Here is a 15,681-nt window from a genome sequence, read left to right as displayed (position 1 = left end):
CCGCCTTTACCGCTGACCGCGCCGACTGACCAGCCCGGCCGTTTATGACGGGGACGATCAGGCGACCAGCGTGGCCGCGCCGCATCGCACGCCGTTGACCGTCACATCCGCCTGGCCGACACGCAGGCCCAGCAACTCGCTCACATCGCCGATCAGCGTATCGAGTATCGGGGCGACCGGCGTCAGCGCCGCCCCGACGATCCCGGTCAGCCCCGACAGGTCGAACCCCTCCAGCCGCAACGTCACCTGCTGGATCAGCGACGCGGCGATCCCGCGCACCGCCGAATTGGCGGTGACGGTCCTGGTCGTCCGCTGGCTGATGTCGTCCTGATCGAAACGAACCTGTTGCCACGCGCTGTCGCTCGCCAGATCGAGCTTGGCATAGCCCCAGACCCGCGCCAGCAGCAGCTGGAGCAGCACGGTCTGGCCGGTGATGGGCGAACGGCTCATATCGTCGAAGCGGTTCTGGTCGACCTGGGCGATGGCCAGCGTGCCGGGGGAGGGAAGGGTGTCGATCGTCACCGTCTGCACGGGACCAGCGCAGGAGACACTGTTCAACCGGGCCTTGGCCGCGGCGGTTTCGACGAAGATCGGCAGGCGGATATTGGCGAGCAGGGGAACGCCGATCTCGCTGTCGATCAGGAATCGTTGCTGCGCGGTCCGCACGATGGTCGAGCCGTCCTGCGCCACCGCCAGCCATGGCGTACTGGCCGGGCGCTCGCCGATCGCCACCAGGATCCTGGTCGACAGCAGCCCCTTGATCGAACCGCCCAGGTTCAGCGCGACCTGTCGCTGCCCGTTGGCGACCGACAGCGATTCGCGCAGCATCACATAGGCGTCGACCCCGATCAGATTGCGCGACGGCACCCTGGACGTATTCCCCATCGGCCCCAGGTCGATCAGCCGGGTCAGCGGGACCTTCGATCCCGGTACGCGCAGCGCTATCCGCCGCAATATGCCCGCTGCATCCGGCTTGCCGGTCGCATCGGCCATCGCCCCCAGCAACTGCGGCAGCGTGACGTCGGCGGCCAGAATCGTGTCGAAACTGGCGCCGGTCAGGCCGATCTTCGTGCCCAGCCCCTGAATCATGGGCAGCAGGTCGACCTGTGCGCCCACCAGCGCCTGATAATCGCCGATCGACAGCGACAGGTCGCTGCCCGCCAGTCCGTTGAGCAGCGCACCGGGCAATCCGCCTGACACGTTGACCAATCGGGTGCCGAGCGAAAAGGCGGCCATGTCGATTCGCCGCGCCACCGCTCTGGCGGAGACGGGCGCGGTGTTGCGCCCGGTGAGTACTCGCCCGAAGAATAAGGGGACGGGGCGGCTGAGCACGACACGCAACGCTCCGGCATCGGCGCCCGGCATGAATCGGTCCTGCGGCGCGATCGCGGCATCCGCGCGGTAGCGACCCGGCGTGATGGTGCTGGTCACGTCGCTCAGCCCATTGGCGGCGAGCAGACGGCGAATCGCTTCATCGCGCCGATCGGGGCTGGAGGAGGCCGCCGCCAAAGCACCCTCGTCGGCGATGCCCTGCAAGCGGCGCTGCGACAGGGTCAGCATGCCGATATCGACCCCCAATGCGGAAAAGCCGATCAGCGCCATGGTCATGATCGCGGTCAGGATGCTCACCGCGCCGCGCCGATCGCCCCAAAGCCTGCGCATCACAGCCCGCCGATCATCGCGATACCCTTGGCGGTCATCGTGCGGCCCGGGGTGGGGACGAAGGGCAGGTTGAGCAGCGGATCGGACGTGGCGTCGTAGCGGATCGACACGGTCATCATATTGTCGACCTCGACCGCGTCCACTTGCCCCCGGCTGCTGCGCAGAATGCCGGTCGAATCGATCATCCGCTTGGCGGTGTCGACGGCGATGCCCTTGCGCTCGGTGGCGCTCATGCCCGCCAATGCGGCGCGGGCGGCGTCGTTCGCGGCCTGCTGAACCAGATGCGCGGTCAGGAAATATTCGCCGAAGCTGACGATCCCCATCAGCATCGTGAGCAGGATCGGCAGGACCAGCGCAAACTCGATCAGCGCCGCCCCCCGTGGGTCACGCAAGACTTGGGGCCGAACGACGCAGCAACGGTGCGACACGGACCGGGCGATAGAACAAAACACCGAAGGTTCCCCTTCCTGCGGTAGAATTCAAGTTCTGCCCAAGTAGAGTGCTGAATCCTTATCGGTCTATTACCATGTCGTATGGGCCATCAATTTCGACATTATAATGTGGATCAGTGGCCATATTGGCCTGGTACAGGCGGTTCCATTATTTGGTCATGACCGATATGGGCATGACGCTGGCGTAACGAAATCAAGAGGCCGCGAATCGCGGCTTTCGACCGCAATGCTGTGATCGACCTGAAATTAGGGCTGAGACTCAATCAGAGCCAGAAAGCGATCGCGGTTGCGATGGCTACGCCTGAGAGGAAGTTGTCGGCGAGTTTGTCGTAGCGTGTGGCGACACGGCGGAAGTCCTTGAGGCGACAGAAGGCGTTTTCGATCAGGTGGCGACCGCGGTATCTGTCCTTGTCGTAGCGGATGGTGCGTTTTCGGTTTCGTCGTCCGGGAATGACGGGAACGGCTCCGGCGTCACGTAGCGAACGGCGCAGCCGGTCGGCATCATAGCCTTTGTCAGCAAGGAGGTAACGCATTCGGCCGGCCCGTTCGAGAAGCGTCGGCGCCGCCTTTACGTCGCTGACATTGCCGGCCGTCAGCATCAACGCATAGGGACGGCCGATAACGTCGGTGAGCGCATGGATCTTGGTCGTCCACCCGCCACGCGAGCGACCGATCGCCTGGATCTGGTTCCCCCTTTTCCACCGAAGGCCGCGCGCTGCGCCTTGATGTAAGTGCTGTCAATCGCGGTGCTTTTCGTCACCACGCCAGCATTCACCAGCGCGTCGAGCAGCTTCAGCCAGAAGCCACGGCGCGACCATCGATTGAACCGGTTGTAGATCGTGGTCGACGGCCCGTAATCGGCCGGGCAGTCACACCAGCGGCAGCCGACCTTCAGCACATGCACGATCCCGGAGATCACCCGCCGGTCGTCCACCCGTCGCGCGCCGGGCTGGTTCTTCGGCAGATGCGGCTCGATCGCCGCCCACGCCTCATCCGACAACCAGAACAGCGCCATGCCTCACTCCTCCTGATCCACGCGCCAGTGAATCAGGAAAACCATTATTCCTCAAGATGCTGATTGGGTTCAGGCCATAATTGGGATCAATGGCGCCCGAATGTCGGGAGTTGTCGAGCATGATTGTTCGTTGTGCGCCTCGCACAAGCGCGGCTGTCATCTCCACACCCCGGACGCCGATCCTTGGGCCGTGTAAAGCAAGCGGGTGGCAAGGTTCGGGCTGCCTGGCCGGACATATCCGGCCAGCCGCAAATCATATGACGCCATCTCGTGGCGACGCCGCGCTGGCGGCCAGCGACTTGGTTGTCCCGGCTCTGCCCGAATCCCTCCCTTCAGGAGCGGGGATTCGGGCAACGCGTCATTCAGGCTGCGAGCGGCATCGCGGGATTTCGCTCGTCTTCCAGGTCCAGCGCATAATGGAGACTGGGCGACAGCGTGTTGCGCCCGGCCGAGGCGCGGGCCATGCGGTGGCCGGTGGGACGGAAGCCGAGCTTGGTCAGCACCCGGCCCGAGGCAGGATTGTCGGCAAAGTGCCACGCCCCGAGTCGCGCGATGGGCAGGGCATGGCGCGCCATGGCGATGACCGCATGACCTGCCTCGGTCGCATAGCCGCGACCCCAGGCCGCCGGTGTCAGCCAATAGCCGAGTTCATGGCCGGTATCGCCCGCGATGATCGCGATCCCGCCGATCAATTCGGGCGCGCCGCCACGATCGAGCGCGGTGATCAGGAATTGCGGTTCGGTCGGGCCGCAGGGCCGGGCCAGCCACTGTTCGGCATCGCCGATGGTATAGGGATAGGGAACGCGCGCCGCCATGCGGGCGACGGCTTCATGGCCGATGGCCTGGGTCAGGGCGGCGGCATCTTCCGGCCAGGCTGGCCGTAACAACAATCTTGGGGTCCGCGCGAACATCACTCGACAACTCCTCGTCGCGTCGGGCGCTTGCCACACGCCCATGACGGGACGGCGACATTGGCCCAAACGGTGGAGGGAGCATGAAAAAAGGGAGCCGGGGTGACCCGTCTCCCTTTTTTGCTGGTTCCTGCGCGGAACCCGGGTCACCCTGGTGGGCAACCCGGCGCGGTTGCCCGATTATTCGGCCGCTGCGGCCAGTTCGACCGAGCAGAATTTACGGCCGAGCTTGCCTTCGTGGAACGCGACGCGGCCATCGACGAGCGCGAACAGGGTATGGTCCTTGCCCATGCCCACGTTGCGACCCGGATAGAACTTCGTCCCGCGCTGACGCACGAGGATGTTGCCGGCGATGGCTTCCTGGCCACCGAACTTCTTCACGCCAAGGCGACGGCCGGCCGAATCACGACCGTTACGCGACGAACCGCCTGCTTTCTTATGTGCCATTGCGAACTACTCCTGGATTTCGTTGGGGTGGCGCGGCTGAAATTCAGGCGCCGACCGACACGATCTTCAGGATCGTGTGCTGCTGACGATGGCCGTTGCGACGACGATAGTTGTGGCGACGACGCTTCTTGAAGACGATGACCTTGTCGGCCTTCGCCTGAGCGATGATCTCGGCGGCAACGGTGATGCCGTCGACGGCCTTCAGCTCCGAGCCTTCGCCCGCCAGCAGAACGTCACCCAGCGTCACCGACGCGCCGGCTTCGCCCTCGATCTTTTCGACGACGATCTTATCTCCGGCGGCGACGCGATACTGCTTGCCGCCCGTGCGCACGACTGCGAACATGGCTGTTATCACTTCCCAAATACATGGCTCCCGCGCGGGAATGCCCGTCGGGAAAGAACGGCCAGCTAGGCAAAGGTGGCCGGATTGTCAACCGGGGATTCGCATTTTCGGGCCACGAACCGGCCCCGCCAGCACGCCCGAAAGGCCTTAGTGCCGGTGTTCGCGCTTCAGCAGATAGCGGCCATCGGCATAGCCCGTGAACAGGCCCGCAATGGCGGGGTGCTCGATCGGTTCGTCGCTGTCGTCGTGCAGCAGGTTCTGCTGGCTGACATAGGCGACATAGCTCGATTCGGCATTCTCGGCGAGCAGGTGATAGAAAGGCTGGTCCTTGGCCGGACGAATCTGTTCGGGGATCGCGTCATACCATTCGTCGCTATTGGCGAAGACGGGGTCGACGTCGAAAATGACGCCGCGAATATCGAACATGCGATGCCGCACGACATCCCCGATCGCGAACCGCGCGGTTGCGATCATCGGAGCCTCCACGTCCAGGCGCGAGGTGAGGGGGAGGGTGTCGGTCAGGTCCATGCCCCATGATTTAATGTCTTTGTCGCGCCGCACAAGTTTAGGCGCTTGCAATGCGCAAAAAGCTGATCTAACAGCGCGCCTCCAATCGATCAGCCCCGGCGGTTTCCCACCGCCCGGATCGTCCTCGCGGAGAGGTGGCAGAGTGGTCGAATGCACCGCACTCGAAATGCGGCGTACCGGCAACGGTACCGAGGGTTCGAATCCCTCCCTCTCCGCCATTGACGCCCCCTCAGCGGCTCGCAAAAATTCTCTCAGATCCGCTAGAAAAAGCCGAGAATCCACCGGCTTTTCGTTCCGCTGAATTCCATGTGATCCCACGCCATTCCGCGAAATGTGTGGGGTAATGTGGAGCGTCGTGCGATGGGGAAGCTCACCGCAACCAACGTCCGGGCACTGAGTGAACCGGGTCGATATTCCGATGGCGAAGGCCTGTTTTCCAAACGGAACGGCCAGGAGTAGGGCCGCTGGCTGCTTCGAGTGCAATCTGGAGGCCGGCGCAGGGATATCGGCTTGGGCTCGTTGCAAGCCGTTTCGCTTGCTGATGCCCGAGAGGCAGCGCTCCTGATCCGGAAGAAGATCGCGCAAGGCATCGACCCCGTCGCGGAGCGGAAGCGGGGGCGACAGGTCATTCCGACGCTCCGAAAACGCCCCTTGACCGCTGCATGATAGAAGCCACCAACTTTGCGGTTGGATAGACAATTTCAGCTTTGGTGCTTGGGGGCGGGCTATCCGAGTGCCCTGCGCTCGCGCTTCCTTTGTCCTTTCGTCACATCCCGGATGCGGCGGGCGGCTTGGCGGTAGCCGCTATTCGCGCCGATTTTAGGCGTCGTCTGTGCCGCCACGACTTGTGGTGAGCCATGTTTCTGCGATGCGCCATGCCCGTTCGTCGTCCACATCGATCCATCCAAGATCGCTGCAATCGCGGATGCCAGCAGCTTGGTCGGATGCCAGGCACCGCATTCCTTCGGTCAGAGAGGGTTTTTCCAATCCGCGGAGTGCGTCGAACAGACCCTTGCCGACAGCGAAGACACCCGTATCGAAGCAATCATATACCGCGAGGCCCTTGCCAATGCCGGTCAAGCGGTCGCCATCCGTTTGAGCGCACGTCACATCGTCCAGATCGATCCAATCGTGATCGATTCGACGGTCGATTCCGAGCGACGCACCACCCCCCGTATCGGCGTGGATCATTCGCCGATAGAATTCCGGTTCGACCAGATGGTCGCACATCGCAAGGATCGCCTCCTCACCGTGCAGCAGTGGTTCCGCTGCGAGCAACGACGAGCCGTTGGGATAGCGATGATCTTTTACCCGTACTGTTTCGACTTTGATCGGCCAGTCTTCCGCCGCGACATAGGCTTCGATCGTCTCTGCTTCATAGCCGACGACCACGACCGTTCTGGCCAGCCCCGCCTGCGCCATGCCAAATACGGCATGGGCAAGCAGTGTCCGCCCGCCCACGCGGCAGAGCGGCTTGAGTGGGGCGACAGCGCGAAGGCGGGAGCCTTCGCCTGCCGCGAGAACAATACCGGTTTCGATCATTCCGCCGCTACGGCAATGAATTCGTCGACCGCCTGCGCCGCAAGGTCATCGGTCATCTGAATACGCGGATGCTTGCAGAAATAGGCCGAGGCCGCGTCGATCGGTCCCGCCAAGCCGCGGTCCTTTGCCAGCTTGGCGCACCGGATCATATCGATGGCGACGCCCGCACTGTTCGGGCTGTCCTCGACGGACAGGCGCAACTCCAGGTTCATCGGCACACCGCCGAACATCGTGCCTTCCATCCGCAGGAAGCAGATCTTGTTGTCATTTTGCCAAGGCACATAGTCGGACGGGCCGATATGAACATTGTCGTCGTCCAGCCGCTCCGCAGCGACCGACTGCACCGCCTCGGTCTTCGAGATTTTCTTCGAGGCAAGACGGCGATGATTGGACATGTTGAGGAAGTCGGTATTGCCGCCGGTATTAAGCTGGTAGGTCCGCTCCAGCTTGACGCCGCGCTTGGCGAATAGATCGGTCAGCACGCGGTGAACGATGGTGGCGCCGAGCTGCGCCTTGATGTCGTCGCCGATGATCGGGACACCAGCCTTGGTGAAGCGGTCCGCCCATATGGGGTCACTGGCGATGAATACGGGAATGTTGTTCACAAACGCCACACCCGCCTCGAGCGCGCATTCGGCGTAGAACTCACTGGCGGCCTGCGAACCCACTGGCAGATAGTTCATCAGCACATCGGTCTTGGTCTCGCGCAGGGCCGCGACCACTTCCGCTTTGGACGCCTCCTTTTCATGCGCGAGCAGGAATGTCCGATGATCGTCATAATCCGACATATGTTCGGCGACGCCGTCAAGAACATGCCCCATCTGCACCTTGGTCCCCGTGGGAGGCACGGCTTCGCAAAAGACGGTGGTGCAATTGGGCTTGGCGAAGATTGCCTCTGCTACGTCCTTGCCGACTTTTCGTTGGTCAATATCCCAAGCTGCAACGACTTGGATATCGGTCGGCTTATACCCGCCCAAGTCCCAATGCATGAGACCGACCGTTTCGTTTGCACCCTCGCGATAATAGGAAAGCCCCTGCACGAGAGAGCTGGCGCAGTTGCCTACCCCGACAATGGCAATATTAATGGCCGGCATTAGCTTTTGCTTCCTTTTATATCTGGGAAATAGTTTTCCGGCACTGTGAGGCGATTTTCGACGGTGCGATGCTGGAAAAGTCCAAGGATGAGGATGATGTTCAGTGGGATAAGCTCAAACCACCAGAACAGGCGTGGATTACCAAAAAGACAGGCAAGGAAAATGGCATAGACCCGCACATTGGCGGACAACAGACTCATCAGCCGCATGGGCCTGACGGCCAGGGTGGCATAGGTCGCCGCGAGCTCAGAGGGAGCTTGGTGCTGCCCCAGCGCGTGGTCGAACCGCGCCGCCACGCGATCCAATAATCCCCAGCAATGATCATAAAGTTGGACAAGCGGATTGCGGCTCGGTGCAGGGCTGACGATCTTTGCCACCGCATCCCGGCGCCGGTGAAAGCGGGCTCGCTCGCTCTCGTACATATTGGATTGGACCATATGTGCGATGCCTGCGGCGACCGCCAAGGCCCAAGCTTCCAACGTGCCGATGGAGAAGGCCAGCGAGACATAGATCAGGACGAAAACGCCATGGTCGCACAACCCATCCAGCGCGCGTCCGAGCGGACTGGCTGTGCCTGTGGCCCGCGCGATCATCCCATCCATCCCGTCGGAGACAAGCCAGCAGACGGACAGCAGCAGGCCGACAACGGCAAAAGGCCATATTTCCCACTGGCTGTAGGCCAGCGCAGCCGATGTGCCCAAAGCCAGCCCGGCCAGCGAAACGGCGTTGGCGGAGATTCCACGCTTGATGAACCAGGGCACAAGAAATCGTGCCGCTGGATGAATAACCCAGAGATTTGTCGGATCTTCTATCCGACGGTCCCGTGACGTGTCAGGGATGGCAAATGTCATTAACTCGTAATGTATGAGCTTAGGTGCCTGACTTGCAAGCGATTTGCAACGAGCCCGTCACGCGTCCGATCAGGCCGGTCGTTGGGGCGGGCTGGGGTTGGCGGTCAGCTCTGCGGTACAAAGGCGGGCCCGATGGATGGCGCCGTCCTGCCGTCCCTAGCGGAACAAGCAGCGGCCGGTCTGCGATCGATGAAAGCCCGCTTGCCGGGGGCGGTTGGGGACCTCCAACCGTAATCGGGTCTTCACGCCGTGTCAGGGGCAGAGATAAAGATGTCGTTTTCCCAGGCCCGATTGACGATCTCGCGGACCGAACCATGCCAGCGTGAGTTTGCCCATTCCGAAGGGAATGCAAATGGGAATCGGGACGGGGAAGGCGGTAGAGGCAAGCGGCGTCGCTGCGGCGAAGGTACCCAGCAGGGATGGATTGTTCGGCCTCGCGGTCGCCGTGGTGGTGGTCGCTGGGCTATTCCTTGCGAAAGGCGTTCTGGTTCCCATCACCCTGGCGATCCTGTTGTCTTTCGTTCTGTCGCCGATCGTCCTGTTGCTGCGTCGTTTGCGGGTGCCGAAGGGTTTCGCGATTTTCGTGGCTGTGCTGAGTGCCTTGGGGGCGCTGGGCGGGATCGGCACGTTGGTCGGTACCCAGGCCGCGTCACTGGCCGACAAGGCACCGAGCTATGTCGCGACAATTCAGACCAAGATCGATGGCGCTAGCGGGTATCTGACGAAGCGCCTCCCGTTCCTGCGCCCGACGACCACCCCGGCGGTGGCGGCCGCCGATCCGAATGTCCAGCGCGGGACCAAAAGCCATCCCGTGAACGTCCGTGTCGTCGAAGAGCAGACGCCGGTCCTGGAGGAGGTCGGTGCCTATCTGAGCCCGGTGATGGCGCCGTTCGAGACGTTCGTGATCGTGCTCGTCGTTGCCGTCTTCATCCTCATGCAGAAGGAAGACTTGCGCGACCGCCTGATCCGATTGTTCGGCTCGTCTGATCTGCATCGTACAACAGCGGCAATGGATGAGGCCGGGGCGCGCCTGAGCCGCTACTTCCTCTCGCAGCTTGCCGTGAATGCCAGCTTCGGCCTGACGGTGGGCATCGGCCTGTGGCTGATCGGCCTGCCTGTACCGGCGCTGTGGGGCATCTTGGCGGGCGTATTGCGCTTCGTGCCCTATATCGGGGCGTTGCTGGGCGCGGCGCTTCCCTTGGCTGTGGCGGCTGGTGGGGACCCGGGCTGGTCTACTATGCTCATGGTCGCGGCGCTGTTCCTGACGCTCGAACCGCTGATCGGCTATGTCATCGAACCGCTGCTTTACGGCCACTCTACTGGCCTGTCGCCGTTGTCGGTCGTGTTGGCAGCCGTGTTCTGGACCTGGATCTGGGGACCGGTTGGTCTCGTGCTGTCAATGCCGCTCACCTTGCTGCTGGTCGTGCTGGGCCGACACATTCCGAGCCTTGAGTTTCTGGACGTGCTGCTCGGCGATCGTCCAGCGCTTACACCGGTGGAGCGTTTCTATCAGCGCATGCTCGCAGAAGACCCCGACGAGGCGCTGGAACAGGCGGAGAGCCAGCTCGCGACCCGCTCGCTCACGGCCTATTATGACGAGGTCGCACTGGCGGCTCTGAAAATGGCGGCCGCGGACGTCGAACGTGGTGCGATTACGCGCGATCGCGCCACGAGGGTCGTCGATTCGATGCTCGTGCTAGTCGACGAACTCCAGCAGCAGGACGATACCGCCGCCCCTCCCAAGGCGGGTGGCGGCCTGCTGACCCCGCTGCCCAACAGCGACGCGGGGTTTCAAGAGACGGCGCCGCCCATGCTCCCCCGTGCGCCGGCAGCGTGGCACGCCGACGGGAGTATCCTGTGCATCGCCGGCCGCGGCGTCCTCGACGATGCGGTCACGGCTATGCTCGAGCAATTGCTCGCCAAGCGCGGCTTTGGCGTCAACCGCGTTTCGCACGAAGCAGGATCCCGGGCCAATGTCGACCGGCTCGATGCCTCGCAAGCACGCTTGGTCTGCATCTCCTACCTCGAGATCGGCGGATCCCCCTCTCACCTCCGCTATCTGGTCCGTCGGATCCGATCGCGGGCGGGCAACGTCCCAATCCTCGTCGGCCTTTGGCCGGAAGGCGAGGCGGCGCTGACCGATGAAGAGATTCAACGAACCTTGGGTGCAGATTTGTATGTCGGCAGCCTCGGCGCTGCGGTGGAAGCGTGTCTTGATCATGCCGGCAGCCATCTGGAGCAGGCAGCATGACCGCGCCGAAAGCACGCGCTGGCCGGGGCGCGCGGTCGCCATTGGAAGTGCCGGCGAACGGATGGCTCGCGATCGCGCAACGCACTTGGAAGGAAATGGACGAGGACAATATCGGTATCATCGCAGCCGGCATCGCCTTCTATGTCTTCGCCGCGATTGTTCCGACGCTAGGCGCGGTCGTCCTGAGCTACGGGCTGTTCGCCGACGCGGAGACGGTGCGGCAAAATGTCGAGGCGGTCTTTGCGTCACTGCCGCGTGATGCCGCCTCGATCATCACCGATCAGCTGCTGACGGTGTCCGATAGTGCGAAGGACAAGCAGGGCATCGGCTTGATCATCGCGTTGGCCTTGGCTTGGTACGGGGCGACGAAAGGTTCGTCTGCGATCATAACGGGCCTAAACGTCGCCTATGATACGGAAGAAACCCGCGGTTTTGTCCGGATTAACCTGCTCCGTCTCGGGATTGTCGCGGGCGGCGTGCTAATGATTTTCCTCGCGGTCGGAACGACCACGCTGCTCGCATTCCTCGGGGGCTTGGTCCCTGACGCGCCGGGAGTGATGCTGGTGATAATCCGGATCGCGGGGTATCTCGTGCTCGCGTTGCTCGTCGTGACGGCGTCTGCGGTGCTCTTCCGCTACGGTCCCGACAATCGCCAACCTCGCTGGGTCTGGCTGTCCCCAGGCTCAATCGGCGCGACGCTGCTATGGCTGGCCGGGACTGCGGCCTTCGGCTTCTACGTATCGCGTTTCGGTAACTATGGGGCGACGTACGGGTCGCTAAGCGCCGTGATCGTAACGCTCACATGGCTCTGGCTGACCGCCTATGTCTTTCTGTTGGGTGCCGAACTGAACGCAGAGCTTGAACGACAGGTCGAGGGCGAGCCTGTTGCGGGCCAGTTCGTGAACGACGACCGTACCGACTTGTCGTCCAATCGCGCGAGCCTCGCGACGCCAAAGGACGAAGGCTTTGAAGCGGTTAAGCCAGGCAGCATTTCTGTTGCCCCCCGGGAGGGCCGGAGGGAGGCGCATATGGGGTCCGGTATGCAAGGCAATACCAGATTGCTTACGTTGGCTGTCGTAGCAGTTGCCGCATTTGCGACATGGCGGCGAGGGGGCCGCACGGTGGCAGGCCGTCATTAGATCATGGGGTTGGCGGTAGCGCATACCGTCATCTCTTTTTCTGCGATCGGCCTATTCCATCCAATGCGCGACGATATGCGCCGGTGAGTGCTTTAGGTCGGCACAAAGTTGGGTCTAAACGTCTGCTCAGGGGTCCGTTTTTCATTCAACATGTTGGATTGATGCCGCAGGCTAATCCCCGCCGGACGCGCTGCCGCGGTTGAGCGCCTGACGAACACGGTCGAGCAGGTCGCTTCGTCGGTACGGCTTTCCAAGAACGTCTATGCCAGCGCGCATCGGTCCTTCGGCCACGAGCTCCTCATTATATCCCGTCGTCATCAGAACGGGTAGATTTGGTGCGCGTCGTGCGACCTCTCCAGCCAAAACGATCCCGTTGATGCCGCCCGGCATGATCAGATCGGTGAATAACAGATCGAGCGTCCCGGACGGCATCCCCTCAAATAGTTCGAGCGCAGCCTCACCGGTTTCGGCGGTCGATACACGGTAGCCCACACCCTCGAGGATCTCGCGTGCCAGCGCGAGCACCTCGGCGCTGTCTTCGACGATGAGAATATGAGCACCGGAACGGGCGTCGTCCGTGTGAGCCGAAATGGTCGCGTGCTTTGTGCCGGGATTCTCCGGCTGATCTCCGGTTGCCGATGGGAACAGCATCCGTATCGTCGTCCCCTTACCAGGGGTGCTGTCGATCTCGAGCCGTCCCCGAGACTGCTGAACGAAGCCGGAGGCCATGGCGAGGCCTAGACCGGTACCTTTACCGGTTCCCTTCGTCGTGAAGAAGGGCTCGGTCGCGCGATCCGCCACATGCTGGGGCATGCCCTGACCCTGGTCGCGGATCTCGACGACGACATAATCGCCTGGGGAGAGTTCACGGGCGGCGGCATCGCCGTCGAGTTGCAGCTTGCTGGTGACGATGTCGATCAGTCCACCGTTCGGCATGGCGTCGCGAGCATTGATCGCGATGTTCAGCACCGCCATTTCGAATTGCTCGGGATCGAGGACGGCCCGTGGTAGGCCGCGCCGCAGCGTCAACTGCAGTTCGGCTTGCTTGCCGAGCGAACTCTCTAGGACATCGCAGAAGCCGTTGATGGTGGCGTTGATGTCGACCGGTCGCGGATCGAGGCGGGTCTTTCGGGCGAATGCCAGCAGCTGTCCCGTCAGCTTGGCACCTTTCTCGGCCGCCGTCCGGGCGCTTTGAATGTAGCGACACAGGCGATCATCTTCAGCGCGTGCGGCAGCCAGCTCCAAGTTACCGTTCACGACCTGAAGGAGGTTGTTGAAATCATGTGCAAGCCCGGCAGTCAGCTGGCCTACGGCCTCCATCTTCTGCGTTTGCAGCAGCGTCCTGTCGTTTTCCCGGCGGCGGGTGACGTCGATCTGACTGGCAAAGAAGTAAAGCAGCTTGCCGGAGGCGTCGTGGATGGGACCAATGAACACCGCATTCCAGAACGGGGTGCCGTCGCGCTTGTAGTTGAGCAGTTCGAGCGCGATGGACTCCTGGGCTTCGATCGCGTCCCTCAACTTTGCGACTTCGCTGCGGTCGGTCTGCGCGCCTTGCAGGAAGCGGCAGTTGCGCCCCACTACCTCCTCCTTCTCGTACAAAGTGAGGTCGAGAAAGGCGTTGTTCGCGAAGACGATCGGGTTGTCGTCCTGGTGCGGGTCCGTGATAACCATCGGCATACGCGTCATTTCGATGGCCGCAAAGAAGACGTTGCCACGGTCGTCGAGGCCGGGGCGGGTTATGGTGGCTTCCTGCCAGTGATGCACGCCAGAGGTTTCGATCGGCTCACGCGCGCCGACGTCCATGCTACCGTCCGCAGGCGTGCCGGCACTTTGACCCTTGCCCTCCCCGTTTGCCTCATTGGCTAGATCGTCTCGGCCCACCACCTGCTCCCACCTCTGTCCCTCGATCCGGAAACAATCCGAAGGCAAGTTAGGGTCCCTAGCGACGGACTGTAGCAGAGCGGAGGTCGGCCTGCGCTTCCAATCGCGAACGGTTAGCCTTTTCTACCCTTCGAACGAAATGGTAACGAAGGCGTAGGCTGCGACCGGTCGACCACCGCGTCGCGCATGATCGGCGAGCGGCACGGTATCCTCGATCCGAACCACGCGGTTGCTTGCGGATGAGCGCTTCGGTATCCCGTCAGCAGTGACGATGAACCAACCTGACGCTCGGCAGGAGCTTGTCAAAGCCCTGGTCGCAACCGGGCGCGAGGATCGTGCCGCTTTCCGCGAACTTTATGCCCTCACGTCCGCGAAGCTTTTCGGCATCTGCCTTCGTATATGTCGAGAGCGACAAGCGGCGGAGGACGTTCTGCAAGAGGTCTACGCCATCATCTGGCGACGTGCCGGTGCCTATGAGCCGGGGCAGACCAGTCCGTTTGCCTGGCTTGCCACGATCGCCCGCAATCGCGCGATCGATTATCACCGGGCCCTTGGTCGGCGCCCGACCGCGCCGTTGGACAACGTCGCCGAGCCCGTCGCCCCAAATCGTCTGGCACTCGAGAACATGCTGCTCGACGAGGAGGAGCGCAAACTGCACGGCTGCATGGATCGCCTGAGTGAAACGCAGCGCGACGCCATTCGAACGGCCTTTTTCGAAGGGATCACCTATGCCGGGCTCGCCGATGTCCTCGGGGTTCCGACGAGTACCATAAAAAGCCGGATCCGGCGCGGCCTCGAACGGCTCAAGGAGTGTCTCGACGATGACATCTGACGAGACCGATCTGACCGCGGCCGAACTGGCGCTTGAGGTCCTCGACGGCGACGAGCGGAGCGCTGCGTTGCGTCGGATGCTGGACGATCCGGCCTTTGCACGGGATGTCGCCCGGTGGAGACGGCATCTGGCCGCCTTGTATCTCGAGGTCGAGCCGGTCGCGCCAAGCGCCGATCTGGAACGCCGGATCCTGGCGGTCGGCGACAATGACAATCACCGTACCGGACCTTGGCGGGCGATCGCGGGCATTGCCGGTCTGGCGGCTGTGATCCTGCTGACGGTCGTCGTAACCCGTCCCGATACGCCAACGGCCGTACCGCATGCCAGCAAGCCTGCTCCCTTGCTCTTCGCCGTCCTCACGCCCGAGCGTGCCGCGCCGATCACGATATTCTTCGATCCGGCCACCCGCACCCTGAAGCTGCGCGACGCGCCGTCCGTGAAGAGCGGGCAGGATGCACAGCTATGGGCGATCGGGGGCGACGGGGTACCCCGCGCAGCGGGCCTGCTGCCTCGTGGAGGCGGGCCTGCCCTGAAGATCGCTCCGCAGGTCGCGGTCGTTCCCGGGACCACATTGGCGATATCGATCGAGCCGCTCGGGGGATCGCCGAAGTCGACACCGACGGGGCCGGTGGTGGCTGCCGGGAAGCTGGCCGAAATTTAAGGGGTCGCGCCGCGTCGCTGCGTCCAACGGGCTGTTGGCGTCGTAATCCGAAAGCCGCGCTCCATGCGGCTG

At 62.8% G+C, this 15,681-nt stretch carries 15 protein-coding genes, 1 tRNA gene and 1 pseudogene; 6 read left to right on the top strand and 11 right to left on the bottom strand.

The genetic code is table 11. The features are described 5' to 3' along the window. Positions 1–57 precede the first annotated feature (57 nt). The 7 genes and pseudogenes from ASF14_RS00900 to hspQ form a co-directional block, all read right to left on the bottom strand. Positions 58–1,662: a pilus assembly protein TadG-related protein gene (locus ASF14_RS00900; protein WP_056430220.1), complete on the bottom strand. Its 1,605-nt coding sequence runs from the start codon at positions 1,660–1,662 to the stop codon at positions 58–60. Continuing rightward, positions 1,662–2,054, bottom strand: coding sequence for a TadE family protein (locus tag ASF14_RS00895; RefSeq protein ID WP_056430218.1), 393 nt, complete (start codon positions 2,052–2,054; stop codon positions 1,662–1,664). Before ASF14_RS00895 ends, ASF14_RS00900 begins: the two co-directional genes overlap by 1 nt. Before the next feature lie 323 nt (positions 2,055–2,377). Beyond that, positions 2,378–3,129 (bottom strand): annotated as a pseudogene (locus ASF14_RS20555) (IS5 family transposase). Between the two features lie 362 nt (positions 3,130–3,491). After that, positions 3,492–4,040 carry a GNAT family N-acetyltransferase gene (locus tag ASF14_RS00880; RefSeq protein ID WP_082442004.1) on the bottom strand — a complete coding sequence of 183 codons (549 nt, stop codon included), beginning with the start codon at positions 4,038–4,040 and terminating at the stop codon, positions 3,492–3,494. A 180-nt stretch (positions 4,041–4,220) separates the two neighbouring features. Further along, entirely contained in the window at positions 4,221–4,487 is a 267-nt protein-coding gene (gene rpmA / locus ASF14_RS00875) for a 50S ribosomal protein L27 (protein ID WP_042486007.1), read from the bottom strand. 43 nt (positions 4,488–4,530) lie between these two features. Further along, positions 4,531–4,830 carry a 50S ribosomal protein L21 gene (gene rplU / locus ASF14_RS00870; protein ID WP_007405484.1) on the bottom strand — a complete coding sequence of 100 codons (300 nt, stop codon included), beginning with the start codon at positions 4,828–4,830 and terminating at the stop codon, positions 4,531–4,533. Positions 4,831–4,977: 147 nt separating this feature from the next. Further along, positions 4,978–5,358: a heat shock protein HspQ gene (gene hspQ / locus ASF14_RS00865; protein WP_042486005.1), complete on the bottom strand. Its 381-nt coding sequence runs from the start codon at positions 5,356–5,358 to the stop codon at positions 4,978–4,980. A gap of 128 nt (positions 5,359–5,486) precedes the next feature. Between hspQ and ASF14_RS00860 the strand changes: the two genes are divergently transcribed. Both ASF14_RS00860 and ASF14_RS22095 read left to right on the top strand, forming a co-directional pair. Further along, positions 5,487–5,576 (top strand) — tRNA-Ser (locus ASF14_RS00860). Positions 5,577–5,826: 250 nt separating this feature from the next. After that, entirely contained in the window at positions 5,827–6,024 is a 198-nt protein-coding gene (locus tag ASF14_RS22095) for an Arm DNA-binding domain-containing protein (RefSeq protein WP_082442003.1), read from the top strand. Positions 6,025–6,177: 153 nt separating this feature from the next. On the opposite strand, the gene ASF14_RS00855 is transcribed toward ASF14_RS22095, so the two are convergent. Genes ASF14_RS00855 through ASF14_RS00845 form a run of 3 tightly spaced genes read right to left on the bottom strand, consistent with a single transcriptional unit; the run spans position 6,178 to position 8,845 of the window. Further along, positions 6,178–6,900 (bottom strand): phosphocholine cytidylyltransferase family protein, encoded by a 723-nt coding sequence (locus tag ASF14_RS00855; RefSeq protein ID WP_056430207.1) that lies wholly within the window; start codon positions 6,898–6,900, stop codon positions 6,178–6,180. Beyond that, a complete protein-coding gene (locus ASF14_RS00850) occupies positions 6,897–7,994 on the bottom strand; it encodes an inositol-3-phosphate synthase (protein ID WP_056430204.1) in 1,098 nt (365 codons plus the stop codon). Before ASF14_RS00850 ends, ASF14_RS00855 begins: the two co-directional genes overlap by 4 nt. Next, positions 7,994–8,845 (bottom strand): CDP-alcohol phosphatidyltransferase family protein, encoded by an 852-nt coding sequence (locus ASF14_RS00845; protein ID WP_056430201.1) that lies wholly within the window; start codon positions 8,843–8,845, stop codon positions 7,994–7,996. The genes ASF14_RS00850 and ASF14_RS00845 overlap by 1 nt, the downstream gene beginning before the upstream one ends. A 352-nt stretch (positions 8,846–9,197) precedes the next feature. Between ASF14_RS00845 and ASF14_RS00840 the strand changes: the two genes are divergently transcribed. Next, positions 9,198–11,096: an AI-2E family transporter gene (locus ASF14_RS00840; protein WP_082442002.1), complete on the top strand. Its 1,899-nt coding sequence runs from the start codon at positions 9,198–9,200 to the stop codon at positions 11,094–11,096. Further along, positions 11,093–12,235: a YihY/virulence factor BrkB family protein gene (locus ASF14_RS00835; protein WP_082442001.1), complete on the top strand. Its 1,143-nt coding sequence runs from the start codon at positions 11,093–11,095 to the stop codon at positions 12,233–12,235. Before ASF14_RS00840 ends, ASF14_RS00835 begins: the two co-directional genes overlap by 4 nt. Positions 12,236–12,406: 171 nt before the next feature. On the opposite strand, the gene ASF14_RS00830 is transcribed toward ASF14_RS00835, so the two are convergent. Next, positions 12,407–14,038, bottom strand: coding sequence for a PAS domain-containing protein (locus ASF14_RS00830; protein ID WP_201780514.1), 1,632 nt, complete (start codon positions 14,036–14,038; stop codon positions 12,407–12,409). 349 nt (positions 14,039–14,387) lie between these two features. Here ASF14_RS00830 and ASF14_RS00825 point away from each other — a divergent pair, with 349 nt between their 5' ends. Both ASF14_RS00825 and ASF14_RS00820 read left to right on the top strand, forming a co-directional pair. Continuing rightward, positions 14,388–14,948: a sigma-70 family RNA polymerase sigma factor gene (locus ASF14_RS00825; RefSeq protein WP_056430192.1), complete on the top strand. Its 561-nt coding sequence runs from the start codon at positions 14,388–14,390 to the stop codon at positions 14,946–14,948. Beyond that, positions 14,938–15,609 carry an anti-sigma factor gene (locus ASF14_RS00820; RefSeq protein ID WP_056430190.1) on the top strand — a complete coding sequence of 224 codons (672 nt, stop codon included), beginning with the start codon at positions 14,938–14,940 and terminating at the stop codon, positions 15,607–15,609. The genes ASF14_RS00825 and ASF14_RS00820 overlap by 11 nt, the downstream gene beginning before the upstream one ends. Positions 15,610–15,681 lie beyond the last annotated feature (72 nt).

The sequence above is a fragment of the Sphingomonas sp. Leaf257 genome, from assembly GCF_001422185.1.
GTDB lineage: Bacteria > Pseudomonadota > Alphaproteobacteria > Sphingomonadales > Sphingomonadaceae > Sphingomonas > Sphingomonas yabuuchiae.
This window is presented reverse-complemented; position numbering and strand designations above follow the sequence as displayed.

Coding starts and splice junctions, on each gene's coding strand:
- ASF14_RS00900 (WP_056430220.1), bottom strand. CDS start 1,662: ATGCGCAGGCTTTGGGGCGATCGGCGCGGCGCGGTGAGCATCCTGACC.
- ASF14_RS00880 (WP_082442004.1), bottom strand. CDS start 4,040: ATGTTCGCGCGGACCCCAAGATTGTTGTTACGGCCAGCCTGGCCGGAA.
- rpmA (WP_042486007.1), bottom strand. CDS start 4,487: ATGGCACATAAGAAAGCAGGCGGTTCGTCGCGTAACGGTCGTGATTCG.
- rplU (WP_007405484.1), bottom strand. CDS start 4,830: ATGTTCGCAGTCGTGCGCACGGGCGGCAAGCAGTATCGCGTCGCCGCC.
- hspQ (WP_042486005.1), bottom strand. CDS start 5,358: ATGGACCTGACCGACACCCTCCCCCTCACCTCGCGCCTGGACGTGGAG.
- ASF14_RS00855 (WP_056430207.1), bottom strand. CDS start 6,900: ATGATCGAAACCGGTATTGTTCTCGCGGCAGGCGAAGGCTCCCGCCTT.
- ASF14_RS00850 (WP_056430204.1), bottom strand. CDS start 7,994: ATGCCGGCCATTAATATTGCCATTGTCGGGGTAGGCAACTGCGCCAGC.
- ASF14_RS00845 (WP_056430201.1), bottom strand. CDS start 8,845: ATGACATTTGCCATCCCTGACACGTCACGGGACCGTCGGATAGAAGAT.
- ASF14_RS00840 (WP_082442002.1), top strand. CDS start 9,198: ATGGGAATCGGGACGGGGAAGGCGGTAGAGGCAAGCGGCGTCGCTGCG.
- ASF14_RS00835 (WP_082442001.1), top strand. CDS start 11,093: ATGACCGCGCCGAAAGCACGCGCTGGCCGGGGCGCGCGGTCGCCATTG.
- ASF14_RS00830 (WP_201780514.1), bottom strand. CDS start 14,038: ATGGACGTCGGCGCGCGTGAGCCGATCGAAACCTCTGGCGTGCATCAC.
- ASF14_RS00825 (WP_056430192.1), top strand. CDS start 14,388: ATGAACCAACCTGACGCTCGGCAGGAGCTTGTCAAAGCCCTGGTCGCA.
- ASF14_RS00820 (WP_056430190.1), top strand. CDS start 14,938: ATGACATCTGACGAGACCGATCTGACCGCGGCCGAACTGGCGCTTGAG.